The following is a 23,818-nucleotide window of genomic DNA, read 5'->3' as shown; positions in this document are numbered from 1 at the left end:
GAAATTGGCACAGGGCTGAATAGGGTGCAGGCCTTCCGCTGGAGACCCTCATGTATCAACCGCCCCTTTTCCGCGAGACGCGCCCGGACGTTCTGCATGCGCTGATCCGGGCGCATCCGTTCGGCCTGCTGATTTCGGGCGGGCAAGACGGCCCGACCGCCAATCCCTTGCCTTTCGTGCTCGACAGCACTGTCGAGCCGCATGGCAGGCTACGCGTCCATCTTGCGAGGGCCAATCCGCAATGGCGCGTGCTGGCCGACAATCCGGGCACGACGGTGCTGGTCGTCTTCCAGGGTGTCGACAGCTACATCACGCCTTCCTGGTACGAAACCAAACGCGAAACCGGCAAGGTGGTGCCGACCTGGAACTACGCCATGGTGCAGGTGCGCGGCACGGCGCGCGTGGTCGACGACGCGGCATGGCTGGCGCAGCAGATCGCCGACCTGACGGCGCTTCACGAGAACAAGCGGCAGGAGCCGTGGGCGGTATCGGACGCGCCCGACGCCTACATTCAGTCGCAGATCAAGGGAATCGTCGGCATCGAGATCGATATTGTCGAGATCAGCGGCAAGTGGAAGGTCAGCCAGAATCGCCCGGTGGCCGACCGCGCGGGCGTTGCCGCAGGCCTCGATGCCGAGACCAAAGCGGCCGATGCGCGGGAAATGGCCGGGCTGGTGCGCAACTATGGCGGACTGGACAAGGCTTAGCTTTTTCCGCCCTTGGCTTCGTCCGGGCGCACGATCACGCCGCCCGACACCGGCTCGCGGCACCCCGTAGTCGTCGGGAAAGTCAGCGGAAGGCCTTTTTGTGCGCGCACCGCCAGATAGGCCCAGGCCTCGGCCTCGGTTGCGTCGCCGTCCAGACCGGCATCTTCCGCCAAAATGACTTCCGCGCCGGCTTTCTCCGCGCCTGCACGCAGGTCGCCGATGATATGAGGGTTTTTCCGCCCGCCGCCGCAGACGATCCACAGTTTTGGGGCCTCCGGCAGATGCTCCGCTGATTTCAGGATCGCGCGGGCCGAAACGGCGGCGAGCGTCCTCGCACCATCGGCCAGTTCAAGCCCTTCCGCATCGGCAAGCGTAAAATCGTTGCGGTCGAGCGATTTGGGGCCGGGTTTTTCGAAGAACGGCTTTTTCAGATAGCACTCGACCACCGCGTCCACCACACCGCCTTCGCTGGCAATCGCACCATCCGCGTCGAAGGGTATGCCGCCTTCGCGAAAAACCCACTGATCGATCAACGTATTGCCGGGACCGCTATCGAAGGCGACGGGATCACCGATTTCGGGCACATAGGTGATGTTGGAGATGCCGCCGACATTGACGAACACCACCGGGTATTTTTGGGCGAAAGGTTCCGGCAACGTGCGGGCGAGCGCGGCATGGTAGGCCGGCACCAGCGGCGCGCCCTGCCCGCCATGGGCCATGTCGTTGGCGCGCATGTCGTAGACGACAGGCAGACCAGTCAGCGAGGAAAGCAGTCCGCCGTCGCCAAGTTGGACGGTAAGGCCGAGATGCGGGCGGTGCAGCACCGTCTGGCCGTGAAAGCCGATGACTTCCGGCCGGCCCCATTCCTTCGCCTCGGTTTGCAGAAACGCTTCGACCGCCCTGGCATGGCGGCGGGTGATTTCGCGCTCCAGCGCCGCCAGGTCGCCCGGCCGTTCGGCGCGGCGCACGATCTGCTTTGCCTCCTCAAGCACCGCCTCGATGCGGCGGCGGAAATCGGCATCATAGGCGACAAAGAACGACGGGCCGCGTTCGACGAAATGCTCGCCGTCGGTCCTGAGCATGGCAAGGTCGATGCCGTCCATCGAGGTGCCGCTCATCAACCCTATCGCGCAAAATGCCGTCATGGTGCCGCCGTTCTTGTGATTCCGTGCTGCAAGATGCTAAACGCGCGCGATCACACATGCCACGGCCCGCTGAAAAACAGGCCAAAAGCTTTCCGGGAAAGAAATATGGCCGCTTTCAAGTCCGACTTCCTGCGCATCATGAGCGAGCGCGGCTTCATCCACCAGACTTCGGACGATGCCGGGCTGGACAAGCTTTTCGCCACGGAAACGGTGAGCGCCTATATCGGGTTCGATCCGACCGCATCGAGCCTGCATGCGGGCGGGCTGATCCAGATCATGATGCTGTACTGGATGCAGCAGACCGGGCACCGCCCGGTGGCGCTGATGGGCGGCGGCACCGGTATGGTCGGCGACCCGTCCTTCAAGGACGAGGCGCGCAAGCTGATGACGCCAGAGACTATCCAGTCCAACATCGACGGCATCAAACAGGTTTTTTCGAACTATCTGACCTTCGGTGACGGCCCCAACGATGCGTTGATGGCCAACAATGCGGAATGGCTTTTGCCGCTCAACTATCTCGAGTTCCTGCGCGATGTCGGCCAGCATTTTTCCGTCAACCGGATGCTGTCGTTCGATTCGGTCAAGCAGCGGCTCGACCGCGAGCAATCGCTGTCCTTCCTCGAATTCAACTACATGATCCTGCAGGCCTACGACTTCGTTGAACTGAACCGCCGCCACGGCGTGCGGCTGCAGATGGGCGGGTCGGACCAGTGGGGCAACATCGTCAACGGCATCGACCTTGGCCGTCGGCTCGACACGCCGCAGCTTTACGCGCTGACCACGCCGCTGCTGACCACCTCGTCGGGCGCCAAGATGGGCAAGTCGATGAACGGTGCGGTGTGGCTGAACCCCGACATGCTTTCGGCCTATGATTTCTGGCAATACTGGCGCAACACCGAAGACGCCGATGTCGGCCGCTTCCTGAAGCTCTACACCACCATGCCGCTTTCCGAGATCGCACGGCTGGAGGCACTGGGCGGGTTGGAAATCAACGAGGCCAAGAAGATCCTCGCGACCGCGATCACCACGCTGCTGCATGGGCGCGAAGCCGCGGACGCCGCCGGCGAGACCGCCCGCAAAACGTTCGAGGAAGGCGTTACTGCCGATACCTTGCCGACAGTCGAGGTGGCGCGCGCGACGCTCGAGGCCGGTGTCGGCATCCTGTCGCTGTTCGTTACGGCGGGCCTTGCCGCCTCCAACGGCGAAGCGCGGCGCCACATCCAGGGCGGCGCGCTTCGCCTCAACGACCAGTTGGTCACCGACGACAAGCGATCGGTGACACTTCAGGATCTGAGTCCGGAAAACGCCATAAAGCTTTCTCTCGGCAAGAAAAAACACATATTGGTGCGCCCGGTGTGAAGCCTCGCCTTCTCCCCTTGTGGGAGAAGGTGGATTGGCGCGCAGCGCCGAAAGGGATGAGGGGTGTTGGACGGATAGCGGCGGTGCCAAGCTGGAACACCCCTCATCCGACCTCCCCCGGAACAGGTCCGGGGTCGGCCACCTTCTCCCACAAGGGGAGAAGGAACGCGCGTCAGCGAAACTCGAAAATCGAGCGGAAGATGCCCGGCGCGATGACCGATAGCGGGTTGATGGTCAGAACCGGCTTGCTGGCGGCTCCCCGCAGCCGGTAGGTCACGCCGATCAGGCCGCGGTCACGGCCATTGCCGAGCAGCGCGCCGATGATGGGAAGTTCCCCGAATATGCGGTTTAGGCCATAGGCCGGCATGAACGTGCCGGTCATGTCCATATGGTCGTTCTGGTCGTAGAGCGTTCCCTGGAAAGTCGTGCCGATCAAGGGGCCGCGCAGCACGCCGTTCGACAGTTTCAGATAGCCCTTGCCCTTGTCGATTTCGGCATAGCCGCGCTCGAACTTGACTTGAGACGTGTCGATCTTGCCCCTGACCGCCTGGTTGAGGCTGCGGTCGTCGCCGGCCGGCGTTGTCGAAACGATCGAAGCCAGCTTCGGCTCGTTGACCACGAGGAAATCGCGGGCGACCACCTTGCCCCGCATAGACCCGGCCGCATCGCTGGCAAGCGTCAGCGAGATCGCGCCGCCCCGCATATGATCGTAGATGTCCAGAAAGCGAAGGATGGCGCCGGCATCGGCCGATTTCATGTCGAGCGTGCGCTGCCCGCCGCTGGCCGTCCTGCTGACGGTGATCGCGCCGCCCGACCCTGCCACCGCACTGACCTTTAGCCCGGTTATCCGCGACCCGGAAGCGCTGTAGTCGAGCTTCAGGTTCGACAGTTTTTCATCGTGAAAGCCGGTCAGCGAACCGACATCGGCACTGACCGAAACCGAATCCGAGCCGACCGATTTGGTGGCGGTGTCGGCATCGGACATGAACTGCTTGATAAGGGAGCGCGCATCCAGCGCCTTGCCGCTGATGCTGACGGCGTAGCCCTTGGCGGAGCGCTTCACCGAAACCGCGACATCGTCACCCCTGTTCAGCGCCACCCTGGTGAAGCGCGCCGAGGACAGGCTTCCGCCCGACAGGGCGACGCTGCCGTCGATGGCGAACGTCTTGCCGTCGAGGGCGAAGTCGGACAGCGTCGTGGTCTTGTCGGTGCTGGCCATGGTGAAGGCGACATTGGCGGGAATGCCCGGCCCCTTGCTCCACCCGGCCCACGGAATGTTCAGCCGGGCGTTGGTCAGGTCGGCCTCGACGGTCTGGCTGCCGTCATCGTTCCTGTCGAGCGCGACTTTTACGGTTCCGTCCAGCAGCACCGACAATCCCGGCATGAACGTCTCGCGGGTCTTGTCGTCCAGCGCCAGCACCACCTTGCGGCTGCGCGGCGGCCCTTCCGGCTCCAGCGGCTCGATCATGTCGATGTCCGCCGGTATGCCGTTCAGCAGCGCATGCGCGTCGATCACGGCCTTTTTCGGATCGACCGTGATCGAACCGTCGGCGCTGCTCACCATCTGCCCGTCGAACGGCTTTGCCAGCGCCAACCCCTTGTAGTCCAGCGCCACCAGCCAGCCGAGATCCTTCGTGTCGGCTCCGGACTGAAGCGGAATATCCGCCTTGACGTTGCCCGTCACCGTTCCCGATATGTCGGCAGGCAGCAGGCCGACATGGCGCATCGCGTTGATCGGTTCATAGGAGGAAAGCTCGACGATGGCCGGCGCTTCGCCCGCGACATCGATGTCGAGCACGCCGATGACGGGCGGATTATCGGCCCGCTTTATGTCGAGCCTGCCGTTGCTGGCCGCCACGGTGCGGCCGCTCGGCATGTAGACCGTGCCGGAAGACAGCGAAATGGCGACATCGTCGCCGTGGAACTCGACGACACCGTTCGCGTCGCGCACCGGGGGAATGCGCCCGGCCGTATCGAAGCGCGAGCCCTCTACCTGAAACCGGCCTGATACTTCCTCGGCGGTAAGCTTCCTGCCGTCGCCCAACCGGCCCGGCGCCACCTGGAACTGAAGCGTCGCATCGGTTACGCGCCCGCCGAAAAGGTTGTTCAGGACCCAGCGGCGCGCATTGGCTGCCGAAAGCCATGGCCACAATTGCTTGACGTGCGAGACTGGCATGTCGTGAACATTGAGCGCCAGCATCAGCCCCGGCTCCTTGCCCTCGACAAAGTCCACCAGGGCCGAGCCACGCACTTCGCCATTGCCGGCCGACCTGACGGCGATGGTGTCCGCCGCCAGTTTTCGCGTCGTCGTCGAATAGGTGCCCGCTATCCGGGCGACGAACGGCATTGCGGCTTCCGGCGATTCGAGGGGCGCCAGCACCGAACCGTCGCTGACCAGATCGTAGCGGTAGGATGGCTCCTCGCCGGCAACGCCCCTGGCAGGCTTCGGCCCGACCGAACCCGCGAATAGAAAGGTGGAGCGGCCCGTCTTCATCTGCAGCCGGCCGATCGACAGCTTGTTCGTTCCGGCAGCCAGCGTGGCGTCGAGATCGATGTCGGCAGGCAGCAGGCCGTGGCGGCCGGAATCGAGCACCGAGCCCTTCAGCGACAGTGCCGCCACCAGTTGACGCGGCTTTCCATCGCTGCCCTCATTGCCGGTAAAATGCAGCGCCAGCGTGCCAAGCTTCGATCCGCCGGCCGATACAGCGGCGCTTGCCGTCGTCCCCAGGTCGGCCTGCACATCCAGCGCCGTAACAAGGTGCGTTTCGGGGTCGCGCGTGGCCGAAGCGTCAACGGCCAGTGCCCTTCCGTCGATGTCGGCCTGTGCGGTGAGCCGCATCTGCCCTCGCCCGGCCTGAACGGCCCTTGCCTTGGCGATGCTGACCAGCTTGACCAGCCCCGTCTTCGGCAGCACCAGTTCGACATTGGCGAGCCTTATTTCGCGCAACGAATCCAGGCGCACCGCGTCCAGCGCCTGATGAACCGCCGCGAAGGCCGCGCCGATCACCTTGTCGGGGTCGATCAGGCCGTCGCCATTGTGCAAGCCTTCTGCCCAACCGCTCCCACCGGTGGAAGGAAGCGAGGCGAGCACAAGGCGGGCGTCGGAAATCCTGGCGCTGCTCAGGCTGAGCTTGCCGCCGAGCAACGGGAAAAGCCTGACGCCGAAGCGAATCCGGCCGGCATCCAGCATGGGCTGGCCATCCGCCGTCTTGAGGCTGACGCCATCGACCTGCAGCGCCAGAAAGCTCGCCCCGTCGAGCGTTATCCGGGCCGGGCCGACGGCCACGTCGACATCGACGCCGGCCAGTTCCTCCACCGCGCGCTCCGCCTCGGCGCGCAGGCGCTCGGAGCCAAGACCCAGCCAGTTGATCGCGGAGACCGCGACCGCCAGCAACAGCACCAGCGCCGCCAGACCGACAAGCAGCTGCCCAAGGCCGCGGGCCAGCCGCCTGACCGAACTTCTCTCCATGGCCGGCAGATCGCATGCGGACGGCAATGCGCCCAGATCGGCGATTTCGTCGCGCCTGAACTTTATCTTCTCGTGCCGGGGATGGTCCTGATCCACTACGTCGGCCCCGGATCGGCCGGAGCCGCTGTGCCGGTGACCATCAGCCGGCTTTCCCGATGGGCGAACCCGACACTACCAGGTAATGCCGGCGGACCGCCTCGCCATCGAGGAAACAGAACTGCTTCAGCCAAGACAGGAACCGCTCCAGCTTTTGTTTCGCGAACTCAGATCGTGGACGAATCCCCGTTCGGCATTATAACAATTCTTGCGCGCGTAACGTCAAACAAGGGCAAGTATATGACAGAAATGAAAATTGGTGACCCGGCCCCTGCGTTTGAACTGGTGCGAGAGGATGGCCAGACAAGCATGCTTTCCGATTTTTCCGGCAAGCCCTTCGTCCTCTACTTTTACCCCCGCGACGATACCAGCGGCTGCACGAGCGAGGCGATCGACTTTTCGCGGCTGAAACCGGCCTTCGAAAAGGCCGGCGTCACGGTGATCGGCATCTCGCCAGACAGCGCCGCCAAGCATCGGAAATTCAGCGCCAAGCACGAACTGACGGTCGAACTCGTCGCCGACGAGGAACGCAAGATCATCGAAGCCTATGGCGTGTGGGTGGAAAAGTCGATGTATGGACGCCGCTACATGGGCGTCGAGCGCGCCACCTTCCTGGTCGGGCGTGATGGCCGGATCGCCGGCATCTGGCGTAAGGTGAAGGTGAAAGGCCATGCGCAAGCCGTACTGGAGGCGGCGCAGGCGCTTTAGCCGGGCCAGAACGCCCCTGCGTAGGGTCCCGGCCCCATAATCCAGGACCCTTCACGCAAAGCTTTGTTAACCTTAACGATGTGTAATCGGCTGCATCTTTGGTGCGGTGGATGAAAGCTTTGAGCTCGTGAGTGCAATCGGACAATCCACGGTCTTCGGCAGGCGAAAGGAACCCCACACGATCATCATCGCGCATGGCGATGAGATACGGCACTTTACGCTGCGCCCATGGGTTGTCGCTTTCCTGGGCTCGGCGCTGGCGGCGATGGCGGTCGGCTATCTTCTGGCAACGTCCTATCTGGTCCTGCGCGACGATCTCATCGGCGCGACCACGGCGCGGCAGGCGCGCATGCAGCAGGCCTATGAAGATCGCATTTCGGCGCTGCGCGCGCAGGTCGACCGCATCACCAGCCGCCAGCTTCTCGACCAGCAATTGATGGAAACCAAGGTCAGCGAACTTATCGAACGCCAGACCGAGTTGAGCGAACGTCATGGCCGGCTTGGCCCCATACTGGAAAGGGCGGAGAATGCCGTCGGCACCCCCTTGCCCGCTGCCGCCCCCCTGCCCGGCAGCAAGCCCGACCGCGCGGAACTGACCGACAGCATCACCACCCAGAGCGTGCGGCTTGCCAGCCTCGACGCCACCGGCACGCGGCCGTTCTCGCTGTGGTCTACCCGATCGACCAAAGCGCCGAGCGAAACCTCAGCCGACATGGCCGACAAGCTGTTCGTCTCGATCAACCAGTCGCTTCGCAGCATCGAGGCGAAGCAACTGACGCACATTACCGAGTTGGCTGAAAACGCCTACGACAAGGCCGACGCCATTTCCGACGCGCTGGAGGCAGCCGGGCTGCCAGTCGACAGCGATTTGAGCCCGGACGCCTTTGGCAAGAGCGATGTCGGCGGCCCGCTGATCCCGGTCGACAGCTCGACGATGTTCGACAGCAAGGTCAAGGATCTGGACGAAGCGCTCGACACGCTGGACAAGCTGAAGACGGAAGCGCGCCGGCTGCCGCTGGCCAATCCCGCGCCGGGCCATGCCGTGACCAGCCCGTTCGGTGTTCGCACCGATCCCATCATCGGCGCGGCCGCCCTGCATTCGGGAATGGATTTTCGCGCGCCAGTCGGCATGTCGGCGACCGTCACGGCTCCCGGCGTCGTCACCAAGGCCGGCTGGAACGGCGGCTATGGACGCATGGTCGAGGTCGACCACGGCCAGGGCTATGCGACGCGCTACGCCCATCTCAGCGAGGTTCTGGTGAAGGTCGGCGACAAGCTCAATGCCGGCGATGTCGTCGGCAAGACAGGCAGCAGCGGCCGCTCGACCGGCCCTCATTTGCATTACGAAATCCGCCTCAAGGGCCAGGCGATCAACCCACTGCGCTTCCTGAAGGTCGGCAAGCAGGTCGCCAAATACCTTTGATTCTGGACGGTTACAGGCGGGTCAATCTTGCGGCGGTTCGGTCGGCGACGATTCCCGCCTGAAAGGCAGGAGATTGCTCGGACGCGAACACAACAAATACAAAAAGTTGAAACTAGGCCAAAAATGAAAGTTAAAACTTTCGTTATGGAGGCCAGTAACCCCTTGGGATTACTGGCGCGAGTGACGGGACTCGAACCCGCGACCTCCGGCGTGACAGGCCGGCACTCTAACCGACTGAGCTACACCCGCGCTTCAGACGAACCCGGCAAGCCGTGTGCGTCGAGCGGGTGGATAGGGGTTTCGTCGCAGGGTGTCAAGCATGCCGAAGCGGCATAAATGAAAAGAGCCGAAGGTTTTTCCACCGCGCCGCGAAAGCCGGCAAGATCGGCGCCGCAGATGACGCAATTCGCTCAGTAAAGCGTATCGGCAGCATATTTGTGGTCTGAGCCGCAAACCCGTGTTTCCATGCATGTCGTTGCCCCGAAATCGGTACTCACATTCGGGCGTCATGGATTAGGCCTTGCGAAACGCCGCCCGGCCTGCTTAAAGCTGCCGCCGGAGCGGGCGATTAGCTCAGTTGGTAGAGCGCCTCGTTTACACCGAGGATGTCGGCGGTTCGAGTCCGTCATCGCCCACCACTTTATCCAACGATTTCAATAACTTATAAGGTCGCTTCGGTGGCCTTTATTTTTACCGCTACCGATACCGCTACCGTTTGGATGGCCGCAAACCCTTGAAAAGCAAGGCCTCGGCTCGCTACGAGACTTTTATAAGGAGTGTGGCGAGTTTCCTGCACGTCATTCCACGTCATCTCAATTTGAGTTTGTAACTTATAAGTGTCAGATCAGCGTTCTTACCGCTCGGGAAGTTTCGCGCCTTCACGCGGATACTTCCCGAGCGGTAAGGATCGATCAGTTCGGCGACACCAACATCAGCCGTGGTTGCTCGTCCAGGATTTCGGCAACCTCCGCACCCGACAGCCTCCCTTTTTTGACGAGCGCACGCGCCAGTCGCTCGACGTCGGGGCGACGTTCCCGCGCGATTTTCTTCGCTTCCTCGTAGCACTCGTCGAGCGTTCTCTCGACGCGCATGCGCGACACGTGGTCGTACTGAACGAGATGCAGGAGTTCCTCCGGCGCGTACGAGGAAAGGTACGCAAGGCTGCCTCCGAGCCCCATCGACGTCTCCATAGCGGCGGCGGCGATGGTGGCGTTATACAGATCGCTTCCCGGGATGCCGCCGCCGCCATCAGTCCGCGATCCAAACAAGATTTCCTCAGCCGCCAAGCCGCCGAGGCCCCGAATAATACGAGCGCGATAGTCGTCTGCCGACATGGTGTAGCGGCTGTCATCTTCCCACAGAACACCGCCCGCCTGATGCGGTACCCCGGTGTCGGGGATCGCTTGCGCGACCGCTGCCCTGACAATTTTCCAACGGCTGCCAGCGGCAAGCCCGACGACGGCATGCCCTGCCTCATGTACTGCGGTGCGCCAAAGGGTGGCAGCGGGCACCGGAACGAGCGCGGGCAACTCTTCGGCGAGGTCTCTTAGACGCATGTCCCGACGGGCACGCCGAGCCGTCCGACGAGCTTGACGGATCAGCTGCTCGAGAGCCGCTCCGGAAGCTCCCTCCGTTCTTTCGATGACATGCGACAGGTCCTCGTCTGCCAGCGCGGTTTGCAGATGCCACCGAAGGATTCCTTCGCGGCCCGAGGCATCGGGAAGCGGGATGACGACGTGCCTATCCAGTCGCCCCGGGCGGAGGACTGCGGCATCGATCGCGGCGGGATTGTTGCAAGCGCCGACGATGACCACGCCTTCTCTCCCGTCGATACCGTCAACACACTCGAGAAATGCGTTGACGACTTGAACGCCGTAGGAGGCGTTGTCCCCCCTGAATTTTTCACGGTCGCCGACGCTATCGAGTTCGTCGACGAACAGAATGCTCGGTGCTTTTGTCTTCGCTTCGTCGAACGCTTTGCGCATGGCTCCAAGCATGTCACCCAGATGGCCCGTTCCGGATGCCTGCCATTTTGCAAACGAGCCGACGATAAGAGTGACGTCGCATGTCCGTGCGAGCGCGCCCGCGAAAGTCGTCTTTCCCGTGCCGGGAGCACCGCTCAAAAGAATCCCGCGTTCGACGTCGGACCACGGAATCTTTCCGGCTCGCCAGTCGGCGAGGTCGACGGCGAGTTCCCTGCCCCATTCACCGGCTTCACCCATCCCGTGCAGATCGTCGAGCGTCGGTCCCGAGTCCACGGGTTTATCCGCAACGGCCATTGCATCGCGCAGTACTCGCATCGTCGCGGCGAGAGGCCGTCCTTTGCGGAATGCTCCTGCCAGGATGTCGAACGATGCCGCTGCGGCGATTTCCGCGTCCGCCGCCGTCATGTCGATATCGAACAGGACTCGAGCGGCACCCGCGACGTCGCGCGCGGAAATGGGCGGCGCTTCGACGATCGCGTCGGCAAGCAATGCGAACCGCTGGGGCAGGTGATCCCGACTTTCGGCGAGCGCGACGACACGATCGTAGTCGCGTACGCTCTCCCAAATGTCGCCTTCATTTTTCGCACGTCGCCGCGGATCAGTGTCGACGGAGATGACCGATGCCTCGCCGTCGAGCCGAAACTTCCGGCTCTCAACGATGATGCTCGCGACCCGTTTGTAAAGGTCTGCTTGATCTTTAGGGATCACCAAGCCAACGACGATGGGCTTGCGTGCGACGAGTGCGGGGACCCGACGGCAGGCCCTCGCGATTCCGAAATATGCGATCATCTGCGGCAGGGTTTTGAGGCCGACGGGGATACCTTTCCGTTGTTTGCGTTTCTGTTCCATTGCGATTTCTTTCCAAGCTCCGCCACCCAGCGGGATGCTGGACCACGGAGCGAATTTGAAATGTGTAGGCGGCGGCCTAGTGGACGATGGCCGTCTCGAGGCCGGGCAGCGCGGCTACGAGTTCTTTGAAAGTCCGCGGCGTGAAGGCAACGTCTTCACAGTCGACGCCGACATCCCGAGACCTGCCAAGGTGCGGGATCTTCGCGTGGCTGTGGCCGTAAAAATGATAAGAGTTCTCACGGTGCGCGCCCTGCCACGTGCGGTGCGCGTAGTGAGACAGGAACACGCGGCAGCCCTCGTCATTGACCTCCAAGGATTCGACAGGCGGCCTATCCCACGGCAGATCGACGATGTGCTGCAGAATGTCCTGCGGGCCACGGCGCGTGTCGTGGTTGCCAAGGATCAGAACCTTGCGACCGTTCAACTGGTGGAAAGCCCAACGGGCATACTCGGCATCGGCAATGGCGAAGTCCCCCAAATAATAGATGAGGTCTTCCTTGCCGACGACATCGTTCCAGCGGTCGATGAGGTAGCGATCCATTTCGGGCGCGGATGAGAACGGCCTGTTGCAATGGCCGATGATGGCCTCATGGCCGAAATGCGAATCTGCGGTGTAAAACTTGCGGACGTAACCCGTAACACTCTCCTGAATACGTAGCTGCGGTCGCGCCGGGGGGCGCGGTCAAAATCAGGCAGCTATGCGTATGGAGAGCGTCATCATTCGGGTTCCTGTTCGACGATCACCGTAGACCAAAAGATCTAAGGAAGTGCGATCGCCCTTCTCCGATACCGGGCTCGCGGGTGCGACGTCAACCCGGACTATCGGACTTCCTTCGGCTCGGCATCCTTGTATCTGGCGATGACGGCAACGGCGATCTTCGCCATGCGCGCGAAGTTCCGTGCTTCGAGCGCACGAAGCAGGTTCCGGAGCGTGATCCTGCGCTGCTTGTTCATGACACGGGATTTCATGACACCGAGTTTGTCGGCGTGGACTTGCATCAGTTCTAAGGCCTTCGACAGGATGCCGAAGTCGGCTCCCATGTCGTCGGCGACCATGTACCAAGGCTCGATCTCATGGTCGCAATAGAGCCAAACCATGGCCTCGTCCCAGCGCCGGGGCAGGAAAACTCCCTTCTCGATTTCGATCAGGTTGTTCACGCGGCACAGGGCTTCCTTGACGGAACGGTCGATGTGCCACTGGCGACGGGCAACCGGGTCAGAAGGCCGCTGCTCGGGTTCCGCTTCGGCAGGAGCGTAGTCTTCTAGCCGAGAGAGGAAACGGCCTGTCTCACGCGACGCTTCCGCCCATTTGGCGAATGCGTCGTCCGTACCGAATCCTTCGATGAGCGTCCACAGCTTCTCGCCGAATATGTCGATGCCGCGGGCGGGTCCCTGGTGCCCTGACTTGTAGTCATATCCGTCGACGGCTTCGTCCAAGGCAGACCACCATGCCTGCAGCAGATCGACGGGTTTCGGCAGGTCTCCTGTGAGATGGTTGGCCGACAGCGTGTCGCGCTTGTAGACACGGGCGAAGGCGCCGACCGACGGCAAAAACTTGGCGTCATGGACATGGTCGGCGCGCTTCAGCAGCACCGCTTCTTCCATCGTCAATAACCCGGCCTTCGTCGACATGACATGCGGGTCTATACCCCGGGTGATCGTGAACCTTAGCTCAACTACTTTTGGCCGACCGCGCCCCAAGGATTCGGTGACAGGATCGTGGACGAGGAAGTGAACCTTCTTCGAGTGCTTCTTGATTTCGGCAAGCGCCGGATCGAGGGCGTTCTTGCGGAAGTCGTGATAACGGAAGTCACCTTGCCATCCGTAGCCAAGTTCCCGTGCCAGTTCCTCGGGTGAGAGGACCCAGTCCTTCTGATATTCCTCGGTATACCCTGCCCTCAGGGCCATGCGCTGATACAGCCGCGGCGAATACTTGTTGCGGAAGTGAGGGTAGACGCTGAGTTCGAGCCAGCCCATGGAGCGGTCCGAGAACATCAGTTGCCGAACGGCGGGATCGAAGCTGTAGTGCACCGTCGATACGCCGTCGGACAGGCGTTCGCGCAACTTGGCCGTCACCAAAGGCACCGTGCCGCGTTCGCGGAAAGCGTCGTCGCGGACGGCGTACCTTACATGCGTCGTCGAAAGGCGTTCTAGGGCATCGACGAGGCGATCGTTGTGCGCATGCCCGTCACCCTTCTCGCCTTGCGCGAGATACGACCGCACGTAAGCGGCAGGGATGACATACTTGTCGGCTTCGACGTCCTGCTCCCTAGCCCAGGCCCAAAGGATTTCGTAGATGGCTTGGTCGCCGGCACGAAGCTTGTCCTTGCCGATCACCGACATGGATTCGATGGCGACCGAAGGCTTCGGAGCCTCGGGCCGCTGCAGCTTCATCTCCGCCGGATCGGTGATCGCTTTCACGAGATCGGCTGCTTTGATGCGTCGTCCAATAAGCGGCTTGGTCTGCATTTCCATTGTAGGTTTCCCCATTCCTGCATTGAGGGTGACCGGCAGGCATAACAGCCACAAGCATTAAAACGAGGGCTGGATGACGATTCTTCGTTTTATACCCGGCTACTGACATTTCCTCGTTTTAATAATTGCCGTTTCAGCCAGCCGTAGCCTGTGCTCGTCAACGGAATACGGCCGATTTTCAGGGGGATATACTATAGAACTAATAGCTCCTCCCAGGAGGTTGCGGATTCGGACGGCCGTGCCGAGGAAGGACTCGGAATATGGCGCGGAAAGACTGACATTTCCTCGTTTTAATCCCCTGGAAGTGACATTTCCTCGTTTTAATAATCGCCGTTTCGGTCAGGCTGGCCCTGTCTCCGTCAACCAAATTCATCGGAATCCTAGGGGGATATACTATAGAATTAATAGCCCTGCGGGCTGTATGGGGATTCGGAAGTGCTTACGCATATGGGCTCCTTGAACAGGAAGCCACGGCTCCGGAGGAGATCGTCAACGCACGCCTACGGCGAAGAAAGAAAGATCCGTGGTATGGTCCTTCGGACAGGGGTTTAGATCCCGCTCTTTGATGAAGGTCAGTGCCAGTCCTGCCAGGCTGCACTTCGGATTCGAAACCCAAGGCCTTGGGGCTGCGTGAATCCTGAGGCCGTAGGCTTGTGGCTCCGCGTCTGTGTCCTGGCTCCGCAGACGGGTTTCATGTCAACGCATGCCGAAGGTACCTTCCGAAGCCTCGAGTGAGTTGGATTATTTTCTTGTATTACATGTAATGCATTGATTCATGCAGACTCCTGAACAATCATGTTTAGAAAGCACTGGGAGGACGACATGACCGAGACCACCATCGACGACCTATGGCTCCGCTACACGCTGCTTCCGAAGCCTCCACCTACCGTCCGTGATATGAGTGTCGAAGACCGCCGTGCATACAACCGTGCCAGGGTTGCCGAACATCGGGCACGGCAACGCGAAGCCGCAACGGTCGAACCGGAGCCGACTTCGCCCAATGTCCGTGACACGCTTGCCGATGCGGCGCTGGCGATCCTGGCGACTGGTGCACCGGGGGCCGACGAGATCAGGCGAGTCCTGATGGCCGTGTTTCCGTCGAAGCCGGGTTTGCCGATGACGGTCTCGGCGCATGCCCGTTCCGGGAAGCTCAAACCCAAGTTGCTTCGCAAACGGTAGTTGTCGCTTTCATCGCGCTCCCGAACACTCTCGTAGTGAGGTCACGTAGTGAGGGAGGACGACATGCCGAGGGAAGCGATTGTCCCGGACGACACGCATCGGGAAGAGCAGCGGAGATATCGAGAACGGCTCCGCATCGAGCGGGTTCCTGAAGTCGGCATGATCGACACCGCCGTCGCCGTCGGCGTGTATGCCTTTTTGCGAAAGCTTTCGACAGAACGTCGGCGATCGAAAGCTCTCGACGAGGTTTTACAGGGCGCTGTCGTCGCGCTAGCCCGCATGGGTTACGACAGTTTGAAAGTCGAACGAGTTTTACGCCGTCGGCTTGTCGGAAAGAACTCTCGTTTCGAACGCTTGGTTGCCGGATCACGGATCGGGGAGACGAAACCATGAGCGGCTCCTCCCCCCATTACTCACTGATCCTGAATCAAAATGAGCGAGTTTCACGTAGTGAGGGCGGCGCGGAAGAAATCAGCATCTGGGATGATCCCGACGTCTTCGTCGAAGCTTTCAATTCTTCGCCGGATGGCATTCGCCAAGATCATCTGAAAGCCACCAGGCGCCGCGGGGGCCTCAGGCAGGTCGTCGCCAAAGCCGTAGGATCCCGCCACGGTATGACCCTGTCGGAATACGAGACCCAGTCTCGCCAGTCGCCCCCTGCCCGGGAGATCGCCCACGCTGCGCACGATGCTATCCGAGCCGTCGCCTGCCTCGATCCAGACCACGAAGCCAATGGTCGAAGATTCGACAAGGCCGACGTCGCCCTTGGCCACGCGCTCGCGAGTGCATCGGCGGAACGCGTCGCATCGTGCCCTGCATACGGTTCGCTCGTCGTCGAACTCGCCAGGAAATACCGTGACGCGCCCTTGCCGTCGTCGGCAGGAAGGGCCATGTTTTAATGAGGCAACATGGAGGCAACAACATGTCTATGCGAGGGCGAGCCAATCAAATCCACGATCAGCGATCGTCGTCTCGGGTAAAATCTATAGAACACGAGGCGATGCATTTCGCTCCGTTTTTCGCGAGCGCCTTGGCGATCGCAGTCGTCATCTTGCTCGTGCTCCACTGAGCGTTCTTTTTTTGTAGATGGGCTTGTCGCTGTCGTCTGCAGGATTCATCATCATCCTCAGACGCGGTCATGAAACAGCCGCGTCCTGCCGAGATCCCATTCCGGCGGGGTCTTTCTTTGGAACACCCCGTTGTAAAGATCCTGCGTAATTCGTTCGTCGACCGTCCAATCGGCTAGACGCCGATCATTCCAGCCGACAGCACAATGCGCCGATGTTTCTCGAATATCTTCTCCCACACCACCAGATTGGCGATCCCTGTTTCGTCCTCGATCGTGATGAACATCACGCCCTTTGCCGATCCAGGGCGCTGGCGGACAAGCACAATGCCTGCCGCTTCCAGCTAGCGGCCGTCGCGCGCGGCCATGGCGTCTGCGCAGGAAACCATACGCCTCCGCCGAAGATCGTTCCTGAGAAAGCTGACGGGATGGTCGCGCAGCGTCAACCCGACATGACTGTAGTCCTCGACCACCTCACTGCCGGCCGTCATCGGCCGCAGCGTGACGGCAGGTTCATGGATTTCAAGAACGGTTTCGGCTTCGCGGACCGAGGCGGCGGCAAACAAGGGCAATGGCTGGTCGCGCAACGCCTTGATTGCCCAAAGTACTTCTCGACGTGCGAGTCCCGAGGATGGCTGAAAGACATCAGCCTCGGCAAGCTCAACCAGCGAAGCGGCTGGAACGCCCGCACGTCGCCAGAGATCGTCGACCGAGGCAAAAGATCGGTCGGTACGAACGGCAACGATCCGGGCGGCATCGGAGTTGGCCAGACGCACGGTTCAAGACGGGCTCACTCCGACTTAGACTCGTCCTATCGGGCGGTCGGTGAATCCTTCGCGGCATTTCTAGACAGTCGATACCTTCGTGGCTACTTCCCCTCAGTGATCACTGTACACGCCGGATTTCTCGGACTTTTCCCGCGTCTGGACGGGCCTTTGTGCAAGCCTCCTTGATCGGCAGACTTCTGAGTGCCTGCCGCCGACACGATCGCCTCGATTCCTTGGAGATGCCAGGATGGGCCCTACTTGAATTTTGATTCTTGAAAGGACTCCGGGCAGACATAAAGCATATTGTTGACAATGGCTTAGCGGAACATCCGGGTTGACGCCGCCGCCGCGACGCCATAGGCCAATCATCCACCCCGGGGCCGTAGACCGCGAGCCGTAACCCACGTCGGCGACCGACATCTCGGCCCTACCTTGAAACCACTTGACGGGGATGAAGGATGACCAAAACGCCACGGAAGAAGACCGGAGGCATTCGACTATTCCGAACTCAACTTGCAACCCGACGAACTGACGCTCGTAATGAAGGTCGAGGACAGGCTTGGGAAATCGGGGCGGCGAACGACCGAGGAAACCTTTGAAAATGGCGAGGATTTTGCCATTGCGATGGAGCTTATTCCAAAAGGCTCGTTCGGCAAATGGTTGGCTACCGTGTCCGACTATACCCGCCAGCATGTCCACAGCTTCATCATGATAGCGACCGTCCTCAAAGATCACAAAGCGCGGTTAGTCCAGGCAAGGGTGCCCGCAACTATCATGGGCAAGCTTGCCGCTTCGCCGGAACACCTACCCCAGGTCCTTGCCGAATTCGAAGCCGGACTGAGACTGACCGGCAAACAGGTTGCCGCCATTATCGGCGGAGAGAAAGACACTACGGCTTCCGACCTGCCCGACGCTGGCGGAATCGCGGGGCTCCGGGCGAATGCGCAGGCAAAGCTGAAATTCGGCGTAGCCGAGTTTGCCCGGAACGTCGCCGAGATCATCGGTCATGTTGAAACAGCTATTCTCCCGGCAAAGGAGGGCAAGCGGGTGCTGAAGGGCCAGTTGGCTGACAAGATCGAACACTTGGCCAGGCTAACCCGTTTCCAACTCCAAAACCTGACCCTCTTCGTCGAGCTCAATCCGGGCAATTCAGCCGCGTCACAGGTGATTCAATTTCCCGAAGACAGCAAGTGGCGGAGTGTGACGGAACTACTGTGGGTCCTCGGCGGGCGCGATAGCTGGCCACGGGACGAACTGGTCACCTGGCTGTCAGCGGGAGTTCTCCCACTCCTTGCCTGGTCGATCGACAACGGGAAAGGCGTTAAAGAGAATCCGCAACCTTGAGGGCCGATCGTTGGTAAAATTATTTTACAGACCTCCGGGCGTATCCACGGGATGTTGGCCTACCCATTATCTTGGGTGAAAATAGTTCAGTTCAAGAATTGGCAATCTTCGACTTGTGCGTAAGCTCTGAAGCCTTGGCCAAGCAGGGGAGCGACAGATGACCCAACATGCGGTGGTGATCGCCGGGGCCGGCCCGACAGGGATGATGCTGGCGGGCGAATTGACGCTGGCGGGCGTCGACGTCGCCATTGTCGAGCGGCGCCCGACTCCGGAGCTCCCCGGCTCCCGTGCGGGCGGTCTTCACGCTCGCACCATCGAGATACTGGATCAGCGCGGCATTGCCGAGCGGTTCCTCGCCGTGGGACAGAAGGCACAGGTCACCGGGTTTGCCGGGGTCCATTTCGACATCAGCAACTTCGCTACCCGCCACCCTTACAGTCTCGGGCTGTGGCAGGCCCATATCGAGCGCATCCTCGCCGGCTGGGTCGCTGAACTCGGGGTACCGATCTATCGTGGCATCGAGGTGAAGGGCTTTGCCCAGGACGACACCGGTGTCGACGTTGAACTCAGCGACGGCCGGTCGTTGCGGGCACACTATCTCGTCGGGTGCGACGGAGGACGTAGCCTCATCCGCAAGGCGGCTGGTATCGAATTCCCTGGTACCGATCCCACTACCAGCAATCTGATCGCTCAAGCTGAGCTAGCGGAGGAGCCGCCAGAATGGGGCACCCGCCGCGACGCCCTTGGCATCCATTCCATCGGTCGGGTGAAGTACGAAATCCGCGACGGCCAGATCATCTACGCGAATGAGGGGCCGGTCGGGGTACTGGTCACCGAACGAGAGGTCGGCCGGACGACCGAACCCACCTTGCGCGATCTCAGCGAGGCACTCATCGCCGTCTACGGGACCGACTACGGAATCCACTCGCCCATTTCGGTCTCCCGATTTACCGACGCGACCCGGCAGGCCGCGACCTACCGCAAGGGGCGGGTGCTGGTGGCTGGCGACGCCGCCCACATACATCCCCCGGACGGTGGGCAGGGCCTCCAGACCGGGGTCCAGGATGCGGTGAACCTGGGATGGAAGCTGGCACAGGTGGTGAAGGGAATTTCGGCGGAGAGCCTGCTCGACACCTACCATGCTGAGCGGCATCCGGTGGGTGCACGGGTGCTGCGCAACACGCGAGCCTCCGTCGTGCTTCGCCGCGAGGACGTACGCACGAAGGCTCTCCGCGACATCATGGCCGAATTGCTCGGCATGCACGAACCTCGCCGGAGATTTGCCGCAATGATGTCTGGGCTCGACATTCACTACGACCTTGGAACGGGACACCCACTGCTCGGCCGCCGCATGCCCGACCTTGACCTGGTCACCGCCAATGGCACAGTGCGGGTCTTCACCCTTCTCCACGATGCCCGGCCGGCTCTTCTCAACCTCGGTGAGCCCGGCAGCCTCGACATCACGCCTTGGGCAGATCGAGTACAGTTGACCGACGCCAAGTATGAGGGCCCGTGGGAGCTTCCCGATCTTGGAACGGTGAGCGCTCCCACTGCCGTGTTGATCCGACCTGACGGTCATGTCGCCTGGGTTGGGGACAAAACCCAGACGGGCCTCACCGACGCGCTCGCGACCTGGTTCGGATCCCCTGCTGCGGTGTAGCGCTCCGCCCGCAACTGCTGCTTCGGGGCCGTTTGCTGACCGTCCGGTTTTGGTTAGTAAGTCGCTAGAAGCTGCAGTTTAGTATGTGACCGCTGACCCCGAGCATTCGGTCGGCAACTGCCGGAGGGCGTATGAAGGAAATCGCCGAAGACCCTGAAAGCTACCTCGCGACGGCGGCGGCGATGCTGTCCGCCGAAGGGCTGACGGACGCTTTCCATATCCTGCGGATCGCGACCCCCAGTATAGAAGAAACGGGCTACGACAACTGGAACGGAGGCACGCGGATCTGGACTTTCACCCTCCAGGTAGACCCTACCGCCTACGCCGCACTTGGCGCTAAGCGCGAATTGCTCGAAGAGCAGATCGCATCGCGGCTTAAACCCGTGATCGAACAGTTCAGCACCGATTGGTTCGGCGTCACGATCGCCCCAAAAGTGCAGCCGCGCCCTGAATGGCGCCATAGCGGCGAGGACCTGTCGCGCGAGGTTCGCCAGAACATTATTGACGGTTTGACGCTCGACAATGTTCCTTGGAGCGGAAGGCTCGGCGAGGTTGAATTCCTCCAGCGCCTCTACGACCTCCAGGCGCTTCCCTCAAACGACTCACGTTTCAAGGACGCAGCAGGCGATATCTGGCAGCATCGCATCAACAATCCGGAGGATTGGGATGACGATTGGGTGTTCAGCGATCAACGGTTCAACCTCTTGCAGGGACCTACAGACGGCTTCCTACGGTTCCTATGTGAGATGGTACACCCCGTTGTGAGGCCCGACCGTAACGCGGCCCTCAAGCTTGTCTTGGAGTTCAACGACCAACTGCGCATAGAAGGTTGGCAGCTCATCGAAGAAGAAAAGATCGCCGGTCGGTCGCGCTTCGTCCCACAGCGTGCCCTGACGGGCGGTGGCCGTTCCGCGTCGCGTGCGCGGACAGTGGCGGATGCGCTGGATGCCGGCTGGATGCAAAAAGAAATCCAGCGGCTCGAAAACGCGGTGGAACGTGATCCTGCGCTTGCGATCGGCACGGCGAAAGACCTTGTCGAAACCTGCTGCAAGACGATCTTGACTAAGCGCGGCATCGAGGTCTCACGCAAGGCCGATCTGCCGGAGCTGACCAAACTTCTGGCGAAAGAACTGAAGCTGGTTCCGGAAGGCATTCCGGACATGGCGAGGGGTGCCGAGACGGTTCGTCTGATCCTGCGTAATCTCACGGCACTCACGCAGTACCTTGCTGAGCTGCGCGGCCTTTACGGCTCCGGACATGGCCGCGACGGCAAGCATCGTGGTCTCGAACCCCGACATGCCAGATTGGCAGTCGGTGCGGCGGTTGCATTTATCGACTTCATGACCGAAACGCATCATCAGCGGGCAGCACCAAAGGCAGACGAAACCGACCCATAAATCTCTTTGGTCGCGTTATTGCGGAACCGCCGGGCCGTCGCTTTTTGCCGAAAGAAAGCTTCTCGCGAATGTTCAACATGGAGGCGCGTTTCCGTCGCAGCACGATGGTTACATGAATGGCGGCTTTCTCGAATCCGCCGACTAGAACCGGACTGGCAAAAAATTCATCCCGCTTTGAACGTTGACGTCGTCCCACCAATCGAAACTGGGAAATGATTTCCCGAGGCAGATTGGGGCCGAATGCGGACTGTACCGTTCTGACCAGGAAACGGAGAGAGCCGACATTCGGATGCCGACCCCAACTCGGACATTCCAGCTTTAGACGCGCGCCCCAGAAGCTACCATTCGTTGAGCAAAGGACTACTGGTTGCATCGAGGTCGAACGGAGACTGGAACCTTCAGACCTTCGATCATGCAAAGCTAACAGTCAGATCGCAGTGCAGGAAACCATCGTGGACGATTGGTCTCGCTAAGAAACAATGCCATATTGGAGCGATGAAACGGACCGCCAACTCACACCAATCAGATGGACCACACAGACGTCAGGCTGACCCCGCCGTTCCTGATCGGGGCCTGATGATCCGCGAGCCGTGGATCTCGCAGATTCTTATGGGACGAAAGACCTGGGAACTCCGTGGCACTTCCACCAAGATTCGCGGCCGACTGGCATTGATCCGTTCCGGCTCGGGCTTGATCTATGGCGAATGCCACCTCGACGACTGTGTCGGTCCCGTGGATTTCGACACGTTGATCGAAACCGGCGCGCTGTCCCGTGAGGAACGGGACGAGATCGAACGCGAAGGGCGCGCGCCATACACTGCGAAGGACGGCGTGACCTCAAAGACATTTGCCTGGATTGTTTCGCGGCCCATTCTTTATTCACGACCAGTCGCTTACAACCATCCGTCGGGAGCGATCACTTTCGTTGATCTGACAAAGCCGGGGGTTGTGCAATGTACCGAAGCATCGTCGTCAGCGAGCAAGGCAACAAGGGCGTCACATCTGCAGTTGCAGCTTTTGTAGAGGCTCTCGCATCCGACCTCAAAACCTTCGGTCGGGACGACATCGCCCTGATTTCGGTCGGTGGTCTCAAGGTATTCGTCTGGGATCCAGCAGTTGCGTCAACTGGTTCTATCGAACTGCGCGAAACCGCGATGGCTCACCGTTTGCGCGGGCAAAAAGCACACCTGACTCAGCTCGAGGCCGGCCTACCCCAGGGCTTCTTCGACCCATTCGACGTGAATCTCGTCCAGGTCCAGCCAGAACTCCTCGTGTGCACGAGCACCGCGGACACATGGCTCTTCGACTACGTTGTGTGGGGGCAGTCGATGTCCGCCGACACGAGAAACTTCCGTAATACGAAAGTCCTCGTCTTTGACACCACGCCTCAACCCAAGCGCCTAATGGGAGCAATCCTTTTCAAGTCGCCGATGTATTTCGGGGGCGCTCGCGATGCACACCTCGGTTGGCCTGAACTCTTCGAAACCGTGGACGGCGAACGTCGCAAGAACCAAGCAGCTATCGATCTGCGCAACAAGGCGCTCAAGTCTATCTACAACATCAGCGTGTGCATGCTCGTCACGCCCTACACGGCTCATGGGATGGGCAAACTGATCGCCTCGCTGTGTTTCTCTCCCCAGATCATTGACTATCTCGAAAGGACATTCGGCCAGCCGGTACTCGGCTTGACCACGACCGGCGGATGGGGCGGTAACGCGGCCCAATACGACAGGCTCAACCTCGCCGACCGGGCCGCGGGAGGCGAGAGAGCCTTGTTCACACGGGTCCACGGCGCACGGCCGTCCCTCCACTTTCCAACTCACCTCTTCTCCGACGCAGTGTTCCAGCGCGCCATCGACGTGATCCGCGCGGACAACACGGTCAGCGTCCGAGACTTTGCCGGCCATGAAACGGATCCGGCAGTTGCGGTTCGGGCCTTCCGCCAAGCCTGCAAGCTCGCCGGAATCCCGTTCCGCGCCACGGCTGCAAATTGCGTAGCTCACTATTTCGGCTCGGTCTCAGACGCCTGCACCGACGCCCTACGGACAATTGCAGGCATCGACACGCCGCCTCCCGTCCGCACCATCCCGGTTGGCGACGCTCTCGCGGAATGGCGCAGACGTCAGCGTATCGCCATTCCCGACCTGCGCGGCGTATCGCCGATCCCGCTGTCACGGATGGCAACCTAG

General features: G+C 61.1%; 17 protein-coding genes, 2 tRNA genes and 1 pseudogene. 13 read left to right on the top strand and 7 right to left on the bottom strand.

Features of this window, described 5'->3' with window-relative positions; translation table 11 throughout:
• The first annotated feature begins 50 nt into the window (after positions 1-50).
• Complete coding sequence (locus ACX3P0_RS07445) at positions 51-707, top strand: FMN-binding negative transcriptional regulator (RefSeq protein WP_459087649.1); 657 nt, start codon at positions 51-53, stop codon at positions 705-707.
• Here the strand turns inward: ACX3P0_RS07445 and ACX3P0_RS07440 are convergent.
• Positions 704-1,852 (bottom strand): anhydro-N-acetylmuramic acid kinase, encoded by a 1,149-nt coding sequence (locus ACX3P0_RS07440; RefSeq protein ID WP_459087647.1) that lies wholly within the window; start codon positions 1,850-1,852, stop codon positions 704-706. The two genes, ACX3P0_RS07445 and ACX3P0_RS07440, sit on opposite strands and share 4 nt — an antisense overlap.
• A gap of 105 nt (positions 1,853-1,957) precedes the next feature.
• Between ACX3P0_RS07440 and tyrS the strand changes: the two genes are divergently transcribed.
• The gene (tyrS, locus tag ACX3P0_RS07435) at positions 1,958-3,211 is read left to right on the top strand and encodes a tyrosine--tRNA ligase (protein WP_459087645.1); all 1,254 of its coding nucleotides are present in this window, start codon (positions 1,958-1,960) and stop codon (positions 3,209-3,211) included.
• A 172-nt stretch (positions 3,212-3,383) separates the two neighbouring features.
• On the opposite strand, the gene ACX3P0_RS07430 is transcribed toward tyrS, so the two are convergent.
• Positions 3,384-6,776 (bottom strand): hypothetical protein, encoded by a 3,393-nt coding sequence (locus ACX3P0_RS07430; RefSeq protein WP_459087643.1) that lies wholly within the window; start codon positions 6,774-6,776, stop codon positions 3,384-3,386.
• Positions 6,777-7,016: 240 nt separating this feature from the next.
• On the opposite strand from ACX3P0_RS07430, the gene bcp reads away from it, so the two are divergent.
• Together bcp and ACX3P0_RS07420 are read left to right on the top strand one after the other, a co-directional pair.
• The gene (bcp, locus tag ACX3P0_RS07425; RefSeq protein ID WP_459079734.1) at positions 7,017-7,484 is read left to right on the top strand and encodes a thioredoxin-dependent thiol peroxidase; all 468 of its coding nucleotides are present in this window, start codon (positions 7,017-7,019) and stop codon (positions 7,482-7,484) included.
• Positions 7,485-7,611: 127 nt separating this feature from the next.
• Positions 7,612-8,907 carry a peptidoglycan DD-metalloendopeptidase family protein gene (locus ACX3P0_RS07420; protein ID WP_459087641.1) on the top strand — a complete coding sequence of 432 codons (1,296 nt, stop codon included), beginning with the start codon at positions 7,612-7,614 and terminating at the stop codon, positions 8,905-8,907.
• A gap of 172 nt (positions 8,908-9,079) precedes the next feature.
• On the opposite strand, the gene ACX3P0_RS07415 is transcribed toward ACX3P0_RS07420, so the two are convergent.
• Positions 9,080-9,156: transfer RNA gene (locus ACX3P0_RS07415), tRNA-Asp, on the bottom strand.
• Positions 9,157-9,469: 313 nt separating this feature from the next.
• Here ACX3P0_RS07415 and ACX3P0_RS07410 point away from each other — a divergent pair.
• Positions 9,470-9,545: transfer RNA gene (locus tag ACX3P0_RS07410), tRNA-Val, on the top strand.
• A gap of 273 nt (positions 9,546-9,818) precedes the next feature.
• Here the strand turns inward: ACX3P0_RS07410 and ACX3P0_RS07405 are convergent.
• The 3 genes from ACX3P0_RS07405 to ACX3P0_RS07395 all read right to left on the bottom strand — a co-directional run bounded on the left by ACX3P0_RS07405 (position 9,819) and on the right by ACX3P0_RS07395 (position 14,210).
• Complete coding sequence (locus tag ACX3P0_RS07405; protein ID WP_459087639.1) at positions 9,819-11,741, bottom strand: AAA family ATPase; 1,923 nt, start codon at positions 11,739-11,741, stop codon at positions 9,819-9,821.
• 76 nt (positions 11,742-11,817) lie between these two features.
• Complete coding sequence (locus ACX3P0_RS07400; RefSeq protein ID WP_459087637.1) at positions 11,818-12,282, bottom strand: hypothetical protein; 465 nt, start codon at positions 12,280-12,282, stop codon at positions 11,818-11,820.
• Positions 12,283-12,560: 278 nt separating this feature from the next.
• The gene (locus ACX3P0_RS07395) at positions 12,561-14,210 is read right to left on the bottom strand and encodes a hypothetical protein (RefSeq protein ID WP_459087635.1); all 1,650 of its coding nucleotides are present in this window, start codon (positions 14,208-14,210) and stop codon (positions 12,561-12,563) included.
• An 801-nt stretch (positions 14,211-15,011) separates the two neighbouring features.
• On the opposite strand from ACX3P0_RS07395, the gene ACX3P0_RS07390 reads away from it, so the two are divergent.
• The 3 genes from ACX3P0_RS07390 (at position 15,012) to ACX3P0_RS07380 (ending at position 16,294) form a co-directional block, all read left to right on the top strand.
• On the top strand, positions 15,012-15,395 hold the full coding sequence (locus ACX3P0_RS07390) for a hypothetical protein (protein WP_459087633.1): 384 nt from the start codon (positions 15,012-15,014) through the stop codon (positions 15,393-15,395).
• 63 nt (positions 15,396-15,458) lie between these two features.
• On the top strand, positions 15,459-15,788 hold the full coding sequence (locus tag ACX3P0_RS07385; protein WP_459087631.1) for a hypothetical protein: 330 nt from the start codon (positions 15,459-15,461) through the stop codon (positions 15,786-15,788).
• A complete protein-coding gene (locus tag ACX3P0_RS07380) occupies positions 15,785-16,294 on the top strand; it encodes a hypothetical protein (RefSeq protein ID WP_459087629.1) in 510 nt (169 codons plus the stop codon). The genes ACX3P0_RS07385 and ACX3P0_RS07380 overlap by 4 nt, the downstream gene beginning before the upstream one ends.
• Before the next feature lie 346 nt (positions 16,295-16,640).
• On the opposite strand, the pseudogene dnaE2 reads toward ACX3P0_RS07380, so the two are convergent.
• Positions 16,641-17,231: pseudogene (gene dnaE2 / locus ACX3P0_RS07375) on the bottom strand (error-prone DNA polymerase); the annotation flags it as partial.
• 537 nt (positions 17,232-17,768) lie between these two features.
• Between dnaE2 and ACX3P0_RS07370 the strand changes: the two are divergent.
• The 5 genes from ACX3P0_RS07370 (at position 17,769) to ACX3P0_RS07350 (ending at position 23,818) form a co-directional block, all read left to right on the top strand.
• Positions 17,769-18,572, top strand: a complete 804-nt coding sequence (locus tag ACX3P0_RS07370; protein WP_459087627.1) for a hypothetical protein — start codon at positions 17,769-17,771, stop codon at positions 18,570-18,572.
• A 157-nt stretch (positions 18,573-18,729) separates the two neighbouring features.
• Positions 18,730-20,232, top strand: coding sequence for an FAD-dependent monooxygenase (locus ACX3P0_RS07365; protein ID WP_459087625.1), 1,503 nt, complete (start codon positions 18,730-18,732; stop codon positions 20,230-20,232).
• Between the two features lie 131 nt (positions 20,233-20,363).
• A complete protein-coding gene (locus tag ACX3P0_RS07360; RefSeq protein WP_459087623.1) occupies positions 20,364-21,629 on the top strand; it encodes an abortive infection family protein in 1,266 nt (421 codons plus the stop codon).
• A gap of 495 nt (positions 21,630-22,124) precedes the next feature.
• Positions 22,125-22,652: an ASCH domain-containing protein gene (locus tag ACX3P0_RS07355; RefSeq protein WP_459087621.1), complete on the top strand. Its 528-nt coding sequence runs from the start codon at positions 22,125-22,127 to the stop codon at positions 22,650-22,652.
• On the top strand, positions 22,583-23,818 hold the full coding sequence (locus tag ACX3P0_RS07350) for a Druantia anti-phage system protein DruA (RefSeq protein WP_459087619.1): 1,236 nt from the start codon (positions 22,583-22,585) through the stop codon (positions 23,816-23,818). The genes ACX3P0_RS07355 and ACX3P0_RS07350 overlap by 70 nt, the downstream gene beginning before the upstream one ends.

The organism is Mesorhizobium sp. A556, from assembly GCF_054489545.1.
Note: the sequence above shows the minus strand (reverse complement) of the source record. Positions and strands in the feature narration are given on the sequence as shown.